This is a genomic window from Lihuaxuella thermophila, from assembly GCF_900110165.1.
In the GTDB taxonomy this organism is placed as follows: domain Bacteria; phylum Bacillota; class Bacilli; order Thermoactinomycetales; family Thermoactinomycetaceae; genus Lihuaxuella; species Lihuaxuella thermophila.
Window position 1 is genome coordinate 1 of the sequence record NZ_FOCQ01000025.1, and the last position, 15,546, is coordinate 15,546.

The 15,546-nt window shown below is 47.0% G+C and carries 17 protein-coding genes; all 17 read right to left on the bottom strand.

Going from position 1 to position 15,546, the window contains the following annotated elements; all coding sequences use genetic code 11:
* Nucleotides 1-162 precede the first annotated feature (162 nt).
* The 17 genes from BMW55_RS18480 to BMW55_RS18560 all read right to left on the bottom strand — a co-directional run bounded on the left by BMW55_RS18480 (nt 163) and on the right by BMW55_RS18560 (nt 15,287).
* Entirely contained in the window at nt 163-462 is a 300-nt protein-coding gene (locus tag BMW55_RS18480; protein ID WP_089973284.1) for a hemolysin XhlA family protein, read from the bottom strand.
* A gap of 12 nt (nt 463-474) precedes the next feature.
* Nucleotides 475-1,254 carry a PIG-L family deacetylase gene (locus tag BMW55_RS18485; protein WP_089973286.1) on the bottom strand — a complete coding sequence of 260 codons (780 nt, stop codon included), beginning with the start codon at nt 1,252-1,254 and terminating at the stop codon, nt 475-477.
* A 9-nt stretch (nt 1,255-1,263) separates the two neighbouring features.
* Complete coding sequence (locus BMW55_RS18490; RefSeq protein ID WP_089973289.1) at nt 1,264-2,454, bottom strand: Gp37-like protein; 1,191 nt, start codon at nt 2,452-2,454, stop codon at nt 1,264-1,266.
* Nucleotide 2,455: 1 nt separating this feature from the next.
* Nucleotides 2,456-3,757: a phage tail family protein gene (locus tag BMW55_RS18495; RefSeq protein ID WP_089973292.1), complete on the bottom strand. Its 1,302-nt coding sequence runs from the start codon at nt 3,755-3,757 to the stop codon at nt 2,456-2,458.
* Nucleotides 3,744-5,870 carry a phage tail protein gene (locus BMW55_RS18500; protein WP_089973295.1) on the bottom strand — a complete coding sequence of 709 codons (2,127 nt, stop codon included), beginning with the start codon at nt 5,868-5,870 and terminating at the stop codon, nt 3,744-3,746. The genes BMW55_RS18495 and BMW55_RS18500 overlap by 14 nt, the downstream gene beginning before the upstream one ends.
* Nucleotides 5,871-6,056: 186 nt before the next feature.
* On the bottom strand, nt 6,057-6,407 hold the full coding sequence (locus BMW55_RS18505) for a hypothetical protein (RefSeq protein ID WP_089973298.1): 351 nt from the start codon (nt 6,405-6,407) through the stop codon (nt 6,057-6,059).
* Nucleotides 6,400-7,044, bottom strand: a complete 645-nt coding sequence (locus BMW55_RS18510; protein ID WP_089973301.1) for a hypothetical protein — start codon at nt 7,042-7,044, stop codon at nt 6,400-6,402. The genes BMW55_RS18505 and BMW55_RS18510 overlap by 8 nt, the downstream gene beginning before the upstream one ends.
* A gap of 5 nt (nt 7,045-7,049) precedes the next feature.
* Nucleotides 7,050-7,451 carry a phage tail tube protein gene (locus BMW55_RS18515; protein WP_089973302.1) on the bottom strand — a complete coding sequence of 134 codons (402 nt, stop codon included), beginning with the start codon at nt 7,449-7,451 and terminating at the stop codon, nt 7,050-7,052.
* A gap of 3 nt (nt 7,452-7,454) precedes the next feature.
* Nucleotides 7,455-7,871: a hypothetical protein gene (locus BMW55_RS18520; protein WP_089973304.1), complete on the bottom strand. Its 417-nt coding sequence runs from the start codon at nt 7,869-7,871 to the stop codon at nt 7,455-7,457.
* On the bottom strand, nt 7,868-8,266 hold the full coding sequence (locus BMW55_RS18525; protein ID WP_089973306.1) for an HK97 gp10 family phage protein: 399 nt from the start codon (nt 8,264-8,266) through the stop codon (nt 7,868-7,870). Before BMW55_RS18525 ends, BMW55_RS18520 begins: the two co-directional genes overlap by 4 nt.
* Nucleotides 8,266-8,838 carry a hypothetical protein gene (locus tag BMW55_RS18530; protein ID WP_089973307.1) on the bottom strand — a complete coding sequence of 191 codons (573 nt, stop codon included), beginning with the start codon at nt 8,836-8,838 and terminating at the stop codon, nt 8,266-8,268. The genes BMW55_RS18525 and BMW55_RS18530 overlap by 1 nt, the downstream gene beginning before the upstream one ends.
* 5 nt (nt 8,839-8,843) lie before the next feature.
* Nucleotides 8,844-9,047 (bottom strand): hypothetical protein, encoded by a 204-nt coding sequence (locus BMW55_RS18535; RefSeq protein WP_089973309.1) that lies wholly within the window; start codon nt 9,045-9,047, stop codon nt 8,844-8,846.
* A gap of 51 nt (nt 9,048-9,098) precedes the next feature.
* On the bottom strand, nt 9,099-10,349 hold the full coding sequence (locus BMW55_RS18540) for a phage major capsid protein (RefSeq protein WP_089973310.1): 1,251 nt from the start codon (nt 10,347-10,349) through the stop codon (nt 9,099-9,101).
* A 12-nt stretch (nt 10,350-10,361) separates the two neighbouring features.
* Complete coding sequence (locus tag BMW55_RS18545) at nt 10,362-11,087, bottom strand: HK97 family phage prohead protease (RefSeq protein ID WP_211663691.1); 726 nt, start codon at nt 11,085-11,087, stop codon at nt 10,362-10,364.
* Nucleotides 11,088-11,099: 12 nt separating this feature from the next.
* A complete protein-coding gene (locus BMW55_RS18550) occupies nt 11,100-13,013 on the bottom strand; it encodes a phage portal protein (protein ID WP_089973314.1) in 1,914 nt (637 codons plus the stop codon).
* A gap of 94 nt (nt 13,014-13,107) precedes the next feature.
* On the bottom strand, nt 13,108-14,793 hold the full coding sequence (locus tag BMW55_RS18555; RefSeq protein WP_089973316.1) for a terminase large subunit: 1,686 nt from the start codon (nt 14,791-14,793) through the stop codon (nt 13,108-13,110).
* The gene (locus tag BMW55_RS18560; protein ID WP_089973318.1) at nt 14,790-15,287 is read right to left on the bottom strand and encodes a phage terminase small subunit P27 family; all 498 of its coding nucleotides are present in this window, start codon (nt 15,285-15,287) and stop codon (nt 14,790-14,792) included. The genes BMW55_RS18555 and BMW55_RS18560 overlap by 4 nt, the downstream gene beginning before the upstream one ends.
* Nucleotides 15,288-15,546 lie beyond the last annotated feature (259 nt).

The following is a 15,546-nucleotide window of genomic DNA, read 5'->3' on the forward strand; positions in this document are numbered from 1 at the left end:
CCAAACGCCACCGCAACCGCCGCCGCAGCGTTGACAAGTTCCTCCCATTGGGCCCATTTTTCCGGAGCAATATCCACACCGGCCACCGCGAGCGCCAATTTTGCAAATGAAAACAGATACAACCAAGCTTTTGGGTCTCTAAGTCTTTGCCAGTTCATATGATCAACCTCCAATTATCCCTTTTTGAGCAAATAAAAAAAGCGCTCCAATTGCGCCTGTTGCTATGGCCCCGGCGATAATTCGCCACATCCAGATGAGTTGATCCTCTAGTTTCCTGGCTAATTCCAGGGCGTCTTCTGCCTTGTTAAGTGCCTCTCGACTACGCTCATCTGCGGTTAACGCGCTCTCCATCTTCTCTTCCATCTGGTCAAGCCTGGCCTCGATCCTCTGCAAGGATCGCGCCATCTCTTGGATCATGTCGTACAGCTCCCTTGTGGAGATAACAACCCCGTTATCTGTCATGATGTAGCCTCCTTACTCGTTTGGACGATGGATTTTGTTTTGAATGTTGGCCAACATCGACTCAAATTGATTGTGGACGCTGTGGTATCCGACTGCGTAGGAGTTAACCACCGGATTCCATGCCTCATAGCACTTGGCCGCATGTTTGACTCTTAATGCTTGATCGGTGGTCGGTGTAATGATCCAACCAGGGCGGGGCTGGTTCCAGTCGTAACGAGAAACAAAAAAACGAGCGTCTGTAATGACACCCGCATTGTAAAGATCATTTAGCGCCCGGCCACCGTCCGCATGAGTATAAGTTGAGTCATGGTAGCTCATCGCCTTGTGGCTTGCGCCGGGGTATTGGGTCGCATACTCCAGGACCAGGTTTTTTACTTCGTTATAGCTGTAGGCCCCGTCATCGTCTACGGGCCGGATATGGATGTTTTCAGGTTTAACCCCCAATTGTAAAAGCGCGCATTTCATCTCATTGGTCCGGGCGGCTGTGAAAGCCGCATCATCAAGCGGGGCGTATCCCTCCGTTGCTGGGTTATGATAGCCTCCCCACCACCCCGAAGAAATTTCCCCGTTTAGCATCCTGTGCGCTGCGGAGCCGGCCCCGCTGGTGTAGAGGACTGCGATCACTTCTCGGCCAGCGTCGATGTGTTGGGCGATATCCACCGCCATCGAAAGGGTCTCATCATCCTGATGCGGGACATAATAAATGGCGGGTGTAGTCAATACCGCGTGACTAACTCCCGCCGGGGAAATGGCTAATACTAAGGTTATCGTTATCAAAATAAGCTTTTTCATATTTTCCTCCTAAAAGTTCTCTCGTTGTTTCATACGAGCATTTAAGCTCTTCAGGTTTTTAAACAGATTCAACATTTCATGGCCACTTTGATCAGTCATAACCGGTTCGATGATTTCCCCCTCAGGTGATAGAGATATTTTGACTTCGCGCACGATCTGCGAGACTCGTTTTCCCCTCAATTGGAAGGTTACTTTATCTCCAAGATTGTAATCCGTTTGGAACATGCTTCCTTTTACTAATTCATTGGGGATGAATGAATAGGAGTTAATTTGATCCCGTTCTCTTAAACCGCTGTGGACTTGTTGTAATAACTTCGTTGTGTTGGTACTTTGGCTGCCGTCTATGAAGTCTTCACTTACACCCCAACGCCGTTGAACTCCACCATTGCCGGCTACTTGAAATTGCCTTGCGGTTCCTTGGCCTTTATCCCCGGCCATAACAACATTTGCTTTAGGCCCCGCTTGAATGAACTTGTAACTTCTGATGTTACCAAGATCAGGCGAGAAGATCACAGAAGATGATTTGTCCGGCGGAACGTAAGTCGAAAAACCAAGGGTGTTTGACGTGTTTTGGATACATTGAATACCTATAGGGTATCCGTTCCATTCAGATACGTCCGCAACTCGGATCATTTCGTCCAGCACGTTATCAAACCTGACGTTTGAGGCAACACTTGAATACCCTTGGTTTGCGTTGGCTGCGATGTTAATGAATGTGAACCGTCTGTTTGTAGGCGCATCAACGCCAAATTGTTTCCGAGCCAATCCCTTGATCACCGCATCGGCGTAACCGGTTTGGCTATAGAACTCACTTGAGTAAGTTGTCTCATAACTAAAAAGAGCGCCCGGAATCCCGAAGCGCATCGCAGGCCAAACCATATCATCCGGCCCAATTACTTTTAAAGTGTGACCTTGGTCGCTCCAATCTTCCTCCAAGTGACGCGCAGGCCCGGAAAAGATGATCGAACCATTTCTGATTACCAGAATACCAGATTTCCCGAAGTTTAACGGGTTACCGCTACCATCTTGGGCGTTCACCAGCTCAATGAGTTTTTGCGCTGCCTTGTTGCCGAATTTTAGGTTAAGCTCCCACTCACCCATACGATTAAAACGCCGGGTGAATGTTAGGTTAATAAAGTCGTCAACCAGTTCAGCTACTTGTAGGTTATAATCTCGAATGAAAATTTGATATTGAGCCATATCATTCACCTACCATTACGGGCCTGCTTATGACGCGAAACATGGTTTGACCGCCCACTGCACCAGAGGCGAGGGAAAAATCTAGAAAGTTGATGTCAGGCAGAAGCGCGAATAACTCACTAGTTGAGGAAATGAGATTCCAGGAGGTAACGCCATTCTTTGTCAGCGTCCGTTCTCCGGGTTTTGTTTTGACTAACACCACATTTGTGTTAGTGAACGAACCCAACAGCGAAATATTTTCCCCGGTCATGAAATTGGTTAATGAAGGATTCGTACCTGGACCGCGAAAATAGAAATCAAAAAAAGCCTTTTCATCTCCATCGTTGCTGGCTTCGGCGACAATGCCTACTTGACTTGTGCCAAAGTTTACATGCGTGATGGTTACGTCGGCTTTATACCAAAACGGGTCATATATTTTGAAAGTCAACAGCAACTTTTGAAAAGTAGCGCCTGAATTTTGTCGACTTTCTTCACCTTCCAAGCCCTGGATCAATCGCCCAGTCATGTACCGATAACCATCGCTCATCTTGGAGACAATCTTCACTTTCTTCCTCAAGCCTTTGGCAAGCGCTCGTTTCTTGTCGTTTAGGTCAGATGCGTTGCTGCCTTCAATCAAAATTGGTAGTGTGATCGTCCGAGCCTCTGTATTTGCCACCCGTTCAATAGATCCAGCTTCAAAAGGAATTTGATCTTCTTCAATACTGATTGGTGGGCTTAACAACCCTGCGCGGCCATCCTTGAGTAGTGAATAGCCGGCACTGCCGTCCAGCTTAAAGGTAGTACCCAAAGTGCTTTCCGCCGGTGGGCCGAAGTCAGCGCCGAATACTTCCCTATGGTCGTACACTTCCAAATAGGTTCCGAATGATCCCGAATTGTTATTGTATGAGATGGTAGGGCTTACCGCTGACGCTGATACGCTATCAGCGACGGTTTTAATGAGTGTACCATTTTCGTACATCTCAATAGATCCTGGATAGGTATTCATCTCCCGAACGATGATCCGATAGTATTTGACGTTCGGACCGGTGTTCGGGAATTTTATAGATAGTTTGCTGGCTCCGTCGTATAGCTCGAATTTAGCTTCTCCGGTATTGGTGGAAATCACTGTATCAAAAGTGGCGGGAAGCGTAACAGCTACCCGCCTGTATGTTTCATCCACCGTTATGTCAGCCGATTCGATCAGTACATATCCGTCCTGTTGGGTTACATCTCCCGAAGCGATCCAGCCCGTTGCGGCAAAGTCATCCATATTGTCCTGGAAAGACCAATCTTCATTGATGGTCATATATTCAAGCGTTGCCATAGAGGATATCCACTCCTCTCAGCATTTGGATAAATTGACTTTGAGTCATCTGACCGCCTGTGGCTTGGTAGTTTATATTTTCAATGTAGATGTTTTTGGTTTGAGATGCGTTCATATCTCTGGATGTTCGACCTAATGATGCCTCCTCGGTTTGAATAGGTTGTACGGATTCCCGCGCTAAATTCTTGGAAGCTTGCCGTGCTTGCTTGATCATATCCTGAATACCGATTGCAAACCCTGCGCCAAAATCATGCCCCATTTCAATGGTCATCTTAGCAGGCGAACTAATGCCCAACCAATTTTTAACCGCAGCTACTGCATCTTTTGCTGCAGCCACGGCAGCATCCACAACATCTCCGGCAAAAGCGGCGATTCCATCAGCAAGGCCAAGAATTAAATTTTTTCCTGCTTCCCAGAAGTCGTTATGAATCCCCTCTATAAGATTCAAACCACCTAGAATTATGTCATATACCAGTTGTATGCCTTCATCAACAAGTGTTTCGATTATTTTCCAGACTCCCGATGTAAATTGTTGCATCCCTTCCCATGCTCCCTCCCAGTCTCCGGTCAGGAGAGAAAGGGCTGTGTTAATGAGTCCCATGATCATATCTAGCGCCCCATCAATAATGCCTTTGATGAAGTTCCAGGCTGATTCAATAACTGGGATCAATGTATTCATTACAGTAGTGATCACTGGTTGAATCACGTTCTGCCAAGCCCATTGAACAATCTGAACAATCTTAGGCATTACCTGATTGATAAACGCAGATATTCTTCCCCACACTTGAATTAGAAAAGGAGCAATCTGTGTCATGACAAGCTGAATAATCTGGTTGATATACGGCCAGGCGAACTGAATCACCGCCAGAATTGCTTGCTGTGCCAGTGAAATTACGTTGGTGATAATATTCCATGTTGTTTGGATCACGGTCAAAATTTGCGGGCCGTATGTTTGAATAAAAGTTGTTATTGTGGTAAACAAACTCATCACAATAGGCAATATTACGGCCTTTGCTTGGTTGAATGCCATTACGATTCTATTCCACAAATTAATCACAAACGGCAAAACAGTAGTTTGGAGCTGTTGGAAAGCCGTTGATATTTGATCCTTGTGGCTAAATGCGATCTGTACCAGATAAGCCAACCCTTGAGCGGCTTTCTGAATTATTGTCAGAATCACAGAACCGATTGGCGCGAATGCAACCAATAAACCGCCGACAACAACCGCCAAATTCCCAAGGATGCTTAGGATTTTTGGCCCGTTGGCTTTTACATAATCAATAAAAGCCTTAAAAGACTCTGAACCCTTTAGACTTTGCGTCCACTGTAGGAAAGCCTCGGACATTCCCACAAGCCCGTTTTGTACCGAATTTGTTAGAGGAGTGAAGGCCATCAACAAGTTGATAAACCCGCCAAAAACATTTACGGCTATATTTCCAAATGCGGTTATGGCTGGCCCTGCTTGTTGCGCAATCCAGTTGAAAAATTGTTGAGCCTGTTTTGAATTTGACATTTCACTCATAATGTCGAAGAAATCGCCTAATGATTCCATAGCCACTTGGAAAGCTGGTTGTAATCCTTTCAATACATTTTGCAAGGTATAGAGTGAACTAACGAAAAAATCCACAACCGGTTCTTCAAATTGTTTTGCGAAGTCATCCCAAAAAGACTTAAAATCCGCCAAGGCTGTGGCCGCGCGTTGTTGTTCTGTGCTTAATGTTGCCATGATTGCGGCCCGCTCTTTAAGAAGTTTATTCACTTTTTCCTGGTCGCCTAATGCCTGGGCTTTTTCGATCTTTTCATTGATTTTTTCAATTTCTCCACTCGCTTCAAAGACATCATTAAGAACCGTAACCGCTATCGCACCAAAGCCGGCCAAAGCCACACCAGCAGCAGCGAAGGAAGCAGCAATGGCTCCTGCTGCTCCAATTGCTGCTGCTCCGATTGGTGTTATGGCAGGAACTACGCCGGCAAAGGCAGCAATGGCCCCTCTGCTAACCCGCCTGCTTGTTCCACCTAAGCTATCCAATTGCCTTTCCGCACGTTCAACCACTCGATTAAACCGCTCGGCATCAGCCGCAATTCTCACCATTACCTCTGCCGCAAGAGCCATATGCTCACCTCGCTCTCTTGGATTTTTGTTTTACCTTGTTTAATTCGGCTTCTTCTTCCCGTTTTTTGATATTGAAATAAGCCATCCAATAGGAAAGCTCCTCAGATGAAATGTTATGGAGGAGTTCAGAGACGGTCATACCCAGAGTTTCAGCCAAAAAGAAATAAAACCGAAGCTCTGGGTGTTCTAGGAGTTTTTTTCCTTATCGGCCAAACCGTCCATACCGGAAAGTTGAATTACCTTCTGGGCAATTCGTTCTATTGCGCTACTGCTTTTATTCAGCAACATTTCTCTGTCGGTCGGCTCGAAAACACGTTCGCCTGTTTCCGGATCATAGCAAGCAGCAATGATTAAATTTGGGTACATTTTGTCCATGTCGGCTTTCCCATCTTTGGTCACTGCCGCAGTCAGGATTTTATTCCTTTCCGCACCGGTCAGCGCTTTAATTAATAACTCGACATCCCATTCAGGAACATGGAGTTTCTCTTCCTTGATATCCTTAATGCTTGCGATTTTATCCCGTAATTTACTAGCCACGTGAAACCACTCTCCTATCTGCGTCTGGTGTCCCTTCAAGTTCAAGCGCTTCCTCAACCAAACCATCAACCGCGCTTCCAATTTCGTCGCTGCCAATCTTCATCCATGCCCTCAGTGGATTACTTGCGCTGTCAGAGTAGAACTCCACCACTAGGATTTTGTCTTGGTCTAGCAGATCATACAGCGACGAATCCACATACCACTTAGACAACTCGGCAGTGACATCCAGCAAACCTTGTTCCCGTCTCACAAATGAATCCTGAAATCTGGTTGCATCCTGGTTATCAGCTTCAATTGTCCAGGTGTATTCGTAGCTTTCAGCTGCTGTTGCTGTGGTTAAATAATCCCCCTGAATCGTAATAGCCGCGTCTAGAGGTTGCGCGCTATCAAATGTCACCGTTCCAGTTAAACGGTTTAAGGTATAGGTGGAAGGATCGGCAACGGTTGGCGTTCCTGCCCCCGCGCCGTCCGCATCCACATACACAGTAACTGGCGCATTTGGTGCTAAAATCCGTTTGGTCGGGTCGGTGATTTGATATTTGATTCCTTCCTGTAGTTCGGTTGTCGGCTCGGGCACGGCCATACTAACAGGTGTTCCAGCTATTTTAACTAGGGACTTTCTACCTGCGATTGCCATATGAATCACCCCGTAACCCTGGTGACTGGCCCGGTTCCTTCAAGCTCTACCGAAACTTCGACAGTTCCATCAACAGCGCTTGATTCTTCAAAAGAAGCTACTTTTACTTCCTGCTGAAATCCACTTGTACCATCGCCCAGGAATTTAACATGCAGGGTGGTATCGTTTAGAAAAGCATCCAGGATCGCTTCTTGCCCGTTGATGTCCGATGGGTTACGGAATCCGGAAAGCTCATAAGAGGTATCTTTCAGACCTTGGATACGGCGAACGAAATCATCGCCAAAATGGGTGATATCCTGGTTGTCACCTTCGATAGTGGCCGCCGCTTCGTTCAACTCCTGAACAGTGTTAAAAAGTGTGCCATCCGTCGACACTTGTACAACGGTTTTACGTCCTGAAGTTGCCATACATCAAACCTCCTCAGTAATTTGAAGTGTGAATGTGTTCAGGTAGTACGGACTCTGTACATCCGTTACTGCCGTCAATTCACCTCTTGTTATGTCTGCATCCCGGACAGTGCCAGCAAGCCCTAAATCTTTCCGAAACTCCGCCAAATACTTATCAATGAGAGAATCCATCGTTTCAGTGGCCGTTTTCGCATCCGTTCCCATAGAAACATAAAGGCGCAACTCAAAAGTATAAGTAATGTCATATTTCATTGGTTGGCCCATGGTTTGAAAACTGTGACGTGTCTGTTCAAACGAAACAAAATTCACCGTAACCGCAGGCAAACTAGGAAAAGATTTTGGCTCATAAGAAAACGCCGTTACATCAGGTACGGCGTTTAACACATTCATAATAGCGGTTTTTACTGTTACCAGGCTCATATGAAACCCTTCTCCTTCATTACTCGTTCGGCGATTCGCGGGACTCTCCTGTTCACTTCTTTAGCAGCATTTCTAAGATAGCGACTTTCTTTGATAGTAACGCCACGAAGAGTTACCCACCGTCCATTGATCTGATACCGCATAACCTTTCCCTTTTTCGGTCTGATGGTTCCGCCAAATTCATGGACGGGGGCATAAACTAATTTTGAACCCACTTTCGCAGAACGCCCGGAAAGACGCGTGATTTGGATCGAAGATTTTAGCTCTCCACTCCGAGTCGGCGCATTCTGCTTTGCTTCATCTTTTAGCTCCTCTGCTGCTTCCCGGACTGTATCACTTACTATTTCTTTAAGGTTCATCTGTTTTTGAAAGCTCACATCTATATCAACTCGCATTAGATCACAACCTTTCGGTATGAATCTAACATCCTCAAGGCGGTATAAGGAAAACGATTCACACCGGCAGTTTCTCCCGTGATGATGTCAGATTCCCCAAAAGTTTGGCTATAGTCCAAGCTATCCCGCTTGAACCAAAACTGAACGATGAGTAAGGCCGCTTGCTTGATACCTTGTGGAATAGTGTCTTTTGTTTCGCCATAACCAGCCACATAGGTAACATTGATGATTTGACGTTTTTCCGGGAAAGAAGCCCCGTTTTTAGTGAAAATGACGCCATGTGGGTAAAAACCTACATTCGCCGACCAATCTATCCCGTCCACTAAGACTGAAGTAATCGACTGGATCGGCCTGTAAGTGAGAACTTTCGTATCTGTTCCAGTACCATCTAAGTCTTCGGTGACAGTTTTATTGATGATAGGGCCATTGATGAACCTCTCGCATTCATCCGATGCCCGGTTGATCAATGCTTCGATCAGTTGATATTGAGGATCTGTTGTTTCTGGTGTGGCTAGTCTTAAATAATTAAACACTTCCTCGACTGAAATCAAAGCGTTTTCTTGTAGCGCCATTTCACTCATCCTTTACGCCTACGCCGCTTAGTAGCCGTTTCCTTTGGTTCTATGGTGGCCGTTTCCACCTCATCCTCAACCAATTTAGCAATGCCAGCCGCTTCCCATGCTTTAGCAATTTCCGCGTTTACTTCTGTTATTTGCCCGGGAGATAATGACCAACTGGAAGCAGCCATTGCAGTCAGCATTTTTATGCGCTTCTTAGCCACTTTCCCACCTCCAATAAAGAAAAAGAATAGGACCGAGAAAATCCCGGTCCATTAGGTGGCAGAGTTTTGATAGTAGCGGATGGGGCCTGCACCGGCATCAGCCAACACACCACCATGACGGCTGAACGCAAGGAAACCGACTTGCAAAAAGTCCGCATAGCGCTCTTGCAAGCGCAAAAGCTGCACTCCCAGGACATCACGGATGAAGTAGTTGGAGAAGTCACCAAACAGGATCGATTTGGCGCTTGCAGCCATTACAGGCATGTCATTGTTCACGACATAGCGATATCCAAGAATGGTATTGGGAGCACCTTGAGTCAAGCCCGGCGCCCATAGCGGCCTTCCATCATTGTCTTTCAGTTTTTTCAGCGCTCTCAAAGTGTTGTCGTGAAACATGAATTCAGCGCTCATACGGTAAGCCGGGTCAACCGAATGTTCCAGATCGACTAGATCTTCATAGGTGATCGAATCGATTTGGCCTGTTGCGCCAACTTTACCTTCTAAAGCACCTGTAACAACCCCTTGCGGCTCGCTTGTGCCGGTTCCGGTGGTGAAGTGAGCGTTGGTGATACGACCAATCCTCTCAGCCAGTTTGTTCCGGAGCCAGGACTCAATATCAAAAGCACTGTCTTGGAGAAGTTGGTACGGGACACGGATGATTTTGGACGTATACATATATGCCCCTAGGTTTTTTTGGCCAAATGTCGTGTCTTGTTCCCCTACTTGGGTGTTTTCATTCACGATGGCCCCTACATTTCCGGTGTCGTCAGCAGTCGGAATGGGAAGGTTATTCCCACTGGAGGTTGTAAGAACCGTCGTTCTAGCTTGGCGCATACCCCCGAACCATTTCATGGCATCAATTAGCTGGTTATAAAATCCTTCCGGCACGGTATACCCACCGCTTGCGCCTGTCACAGCGGACAAGGCGCGAGTTTCAGACTGATCAAACTGATTAAAGTTTTGAGCTAGAAGCGAGCGTTGTTCTTGATTCAGCCCATCAACGCCAAAGCGAAGATATTGGCTGAACGCTTCCCGGTATTCTTCCTGAGACGGTTGATCTCGTTGTTCAACTGCTGGACGTGCAGGTTCTTCCAACGCTCCTTCTTTTTTGCGGCTATACAGCCGTTCTTCACGTTCAATTCGTTTATCCAGTTGGTCAATCTCATCCATCAGCCGGTCAAATTTCTGTTCATCTTCGCCTGCCCAACGTGCTTCATTACTATCATATTTGTTCAGGATTTCTTGAGCTTCATTCCACAGGTTTGCACGTTTCCGACGTAATTCCATGTTTTCACGAGACATTTTTATTCCTCCTTAATGCTTCCGTTTTAAAAGTTCTAATTTGCGTCGAAGCGTCGCCATGTTCCGCACCTGCGGAGTTTGGTTTGCTTCGTTTGCCAAGGAAGGCTCCAGCTCAACCTTGGCAGTAAGTTGGTTTAACAGATTCACGGCTTCACCAATAAAATCACGGTCTTCCGTGAGAAGCGGCAGACCGCAATGGTATCTCACAAGGATTTGGCTGAGTCGTTCCAGATCCAGACCATCGCCCATCAGAGATCGGGCTTGAACGCTTGTCTGTGGATATGCTGGGTAGGTCACAATAGACACATCGAACAGCTCTACTTCCTTGAGTGTCCGAATGTTCTCTTTCCCTTTCGCTTCCCAAACATCTTCGACTGTCCGAAAACCAAAGCTCATTTGATCCACATCACCGCGTTTCATGGAAGCGATCAAATCCTTGGCCCACTGAGCATCCGGCGGGATGATCTCAATCCGTAGCCCGCGTTCATCTTCGGCAAGTTGAAGTGTGCCGGATTTATTCCGCCCCAGAACAAAATTAGGGTCATGGTTCCAAAGCGCTCGGACATCAGCCGTTTGAATCGTCTTGGCGAACGCGCCTGGCGCGATCTGTTCCCGGAAACCGCCCAGATTCTCCGACAGTTCGTTGAATACGGCAGCATATCCGGTTATTTTGGGTGAATTTTCTTCATCAATCATGCGGATTTCCATTAATGGAAAAGCTCTGCGTTCGATATTCATAGCTCTCATCTCCTAATCAGCTACAATCATGCAGTCGCATCCCCGGTGAATCGGCGGATGCTTGATAGCATTTCGGATCATGAGCGGTGCATCTGCTCCTTCCGGTTGGTAGTTACCTGCTTCCAGAAAAGGGCTGTTGATGCCAATCACTCTTCCGTCCAGGCTTTGGCAATATGGGCAGTCGTCTCCGACCGTGATCCATCGTTTGTTTAAAACACCACCCATGCTGTACATTGCCAAGGCCACGGCGTTATTAGCCTGGTTAACCTCCCGACTCGCCACCTTCTCCGGTCTTTTCTCCATCCATTCGTTTAATCGCTGTTCAATGGCTTCCAGTAGTTCCTCACCGGCTTCTCGAATGATGGTTTGAAGCTGATTCAATGATGACCCCACGTATCGGGCCACGAAAGTAGTCATGTATGCCTCCATAAACTCTTCTATTTGCTCCGTCTGAGGCTCTATGCCGATTTCTTCAGCCACTTCCATCGCGATTTCTTCCGCATACGCCAAGAAAACGGGGGTCATATTTCTTCGCACAAACTCCGGATGCTCTCGGTAAAACTCCTCCAGCCAGTCGCTGAAAGATCGAGCGTCCCGACGTTGCAGGAGCTTCCGGGCTTGTCGTCCCACGTCCTGAACCTCCCGTTTCACCACCCGGGAGACGGCATCCAGAAAGAGGCGTTTGTGTGCCTGTGCGATCTGCCTCCGGCGATTGGCCGACCGGATGGCACGCTCTTCCCTGTCCAGTGCGCGGCGTTCGGAGCGAATTGGCGCTGTCGGCTCCGGTTCCGGCATCTTTGCCTGATCTACCGGAATCATGTTGCCATTGACCAGGTAAATCTGGCCCTGTCCGTCGGGGAGCGGGTTCATGTTCTCCAATTCGCGGATATCATCCGCCGATAACCATCCATTCTGTCGGCCAATCGCATAGGCTTCATAGCGGCTTTTGGTGTCGCCTCTTAAAAGGCCATCCACCACGAATTCAGCAAAAAAACTCCTTCTCTCTGACGGGAGAAAGAGTTTCCACTTGAGCGCCTGTTCCCATCGAACTAACCAGGGGCGGATCGTATGGACCACAAATTCAATCGATTGATGTTCAATATTGCTGAACGTGGCCCTTTCTAGATCGCCAATCATGTGCGGCGGGACTCGGAAAATCCGGGCGATTTCATTAACTTGGAATTTCCTTGTTTCCAAGAATTGTGCATCCTCTGGCGGAATGCCAACCTTCTCAAAATCCATCCCTTCTTCCAGCAACATCACCCGATGGCTCTGGCCAAGGCCGGAATAGGTTTCATTGATGCTTGCCCGAAGGTTTTTTGATGCAACCTCCGAAAGTTTCCCAGGATGTTTGACCACGCCGCCCAGGTTTGTCCCGTTCCCAAAGAAGCGGGAACCAAATTCTTCAGCAGCTAATCCTAATCCAATTGCCTGCCGCGCCGCTCCGATGGGTGAGATTCCTTTTATTCCGTCAAAACTGAGTCCCGGAATGTGTAACACTTGGTATTCCGAAAGGACTTTCCGAGTTCCATCCGGCAAAGAAATTCGATATTGAAGCTGTTCCCGCCCGTCTCTTTCTAACTGGACACAATTGGGCGGGATCGGCCAGAGAGCGCGAATATATCCATCTGTGTCCCACTCGATCTCAGCGTAAGCATTCCCCCACAGCATAAGATGGGTCTGCAGAACTTCCCGAAAGGTGAAGGAAGTCATCTCCGGGTTAGGCATGTCATGGAGAATTTCATAAAGCGGATGATCCGGCGCCCTCTGTTTGCCGGCAGGAAGTCGCTGATATACATGGAGCGGAAGAGAGGCGATTGTTTCCGCCACTACACGGACACAAGCAAAGACCGCTGAATAGTTCAATGCGTTCAATTCGTTGACATTTACCCCTGCGTGGCTCAGCGGGCCGGTGAAAATCCGCATTAGGTCATTCCAGGTTAGCGGCCCCCCACTCTCAACAGATCGCTTTTCTAACCACTTTGACAAAAATGGAATCCTAATGACTGCTCACCTCCCCTTAGAACGTGATGATGCCACGATTTTCATAAACTGAAGTGGTATCTTCATTCAACATCGCCCGTACATGAGCGTTGATTAATGATGCAATAGGGTCAATCCGATTAGTAGATTTATCTTTATCAAGCATGATGTTTTCATTGTGATCCTGGCGCACCACCGCATTAGAGATGGCCCAGGTTAAAACCGGATTTTTATCGTGAATGATTTTTCTTTGGAGTGTTAATTCCCGGATGCTCTTGGTAGCCGCAGACAGAGTTTTAATCCCCTGGCGGATCTCGACCATTGTGAAACCCTCTGCATCCATCTCTTGGGCCAGCATGGTTGCAGACCAGGGGTCATAACAAATTTCTTTGATGATCCACTTTTCCAGTTCGGCATGATCTTTGATGTACTGCATAATAAACCGATAATCGACCACCGCCCCGGGAGTAACCGTGATCCAACCTTGCTCCACCCACAGATCATAGCGAACCTTATCTGTATGCATCCGGGCTTTTAGTGTGTCTTCAGGCATAAATGAATGATTAAAAACGACATAAGTCCCATCTTTTAATGGGAATTCAAAAGATACACTAGTTAAGTCAACGCTGGAAGACAGGTCAATCCCAACATAGCAGGTTTTGCCGACCAAATCCGGAAGGGTATCAACCCCGCAAGCGTTCCAAGCGGATAAAGCCATATAGCCATTTTCTTTTTGATCCACCCACCGATTCATGTTCTTAGTGAGGAAGTTCCGCATTTTCTCCGGGACATCCAACGCTGCTTTCAACTCAGAACGTAAAAAAGCCATCCCCTCTTCGTAGGTAGCTACGATCGGATTGGCTTTAATCCAGTTGCGTTCATCCTTTATGTCGTCGTCTGTGTCTAGTTCGCAGATCATCACAAAATATTCGTCATTCTCAATAGGGTTGGATGGGTCAAGAATTTTGGAGGTATACAGATATTCCGTATAACAGGGCCGAGACATATCAAAACCGGCGGTCGTGATAATGACAATAAGCGGATTTTCCCGCCCGACCATACCGGAAATCATGACGTCATATATCTCGCTGGTTTCGTGGACGTGGAATTCATCGATTACCGCAACACTCGGATGTTTCCCGTCCCCCGTCTTCCGAGCCTCTTTGGAAAGCGGTTGGATGACAGAACCGCTCCGGATGTGCGTGATCCGCCCATATGAGTCCTTATATTTCCCTTTCAAAAGCTCACAAGCGCGAATCTGGCTTAAAATCTCGTTGTAAACGATGCTTGACTGTTCCCGGCCCCATCCGGCGATGTAACACTCTTCCTGCTCATCGCTCAAAAAACAGGTGTAGCTCGTAATAAGGGCCAAAAGCTGAGATTTCGCATTCTTCCGGGCCAGTTGGATATAGGCTTTGCGAAAGCGCCGCGTCCCGGTCTCTTTGTCCTTCCAGCCAAAAAGATTGCCGACAACGAAGAGCTGAAAATCCGTTAATTCGATTCTTTGGCCGGCCAATACTCCCTTTGTATGCTTGAACATATTAGCCCATTTGTAGAAGCGATATAATTCATCCTCATCGAATTCATAAGGAGAATCATTGTTTTGCATGCGCTCAAAGTCATTTAAAAAGCGCTGACAGGCTTGGATATGTTTCTTACAAGCCAATATCTTGCCCTCTACAATATCTCGGGCATATTGGATCACTCTTGAAAGAAGGTTCATAACAGTTCACCGAAGAGAATTTCCTCTTCAGTTTTAGGTTTCTCTTCTTTCTTTGGAAGAGCGATTTTTGCCCGGGCGCTTGGCGTTAAACCAAACTCAATAGCCAACGATTTCATTTGCTCATGGAGCTGTTTTTTCTTCGTCAGGAGAGGATGAGGAACTTTGTTGGTCTCTGCTGCTTTGTTCGTATACTCCACCATCATGCCTTCCTCTTGAATGATCTTGGTGCATTCAATGTAATCGCTATAGGCATCGCAGTAAGCAGCCAGAGCGTTAATATCTACATTCGTGATCAGATCCAGTTCCTCCAGTTCCTTGGCGATCCGCTTAAATTCCTTTTTGGCGATCTTATCAAGCCAGGCAGGAGGTTTTACTTTATCGGATTTTGGTTTCAGTTTTGCTTCAGCTTCTTGTCGTTGTTCAATTTCTTTTTTAGTAAGGTGCTTTTTCCCCTGGATCAGCATCAAATCAATCGGTTTAGCTTTCCGTCCCATTATCTCACCTCCAATCCCCCTTTTACGACAAAAAGGGAATTTTGTCCGCAGAAGACTGCCGCGCGCGCTATACAGAAGGAGGCCCCAAGGATTGGAGGCCCCTACCACTATCTAAAACAATTTCAATTGTTCACATTGGCCTAACATGCCGTTTGATAAGGGGATGATATGATCAAGTGAAACACTTAGAGGATGAGGATACTCATATTCAAGAGATACTTTTTTGTTACATATTTGGCATATACCGCCGTCTCTTTCG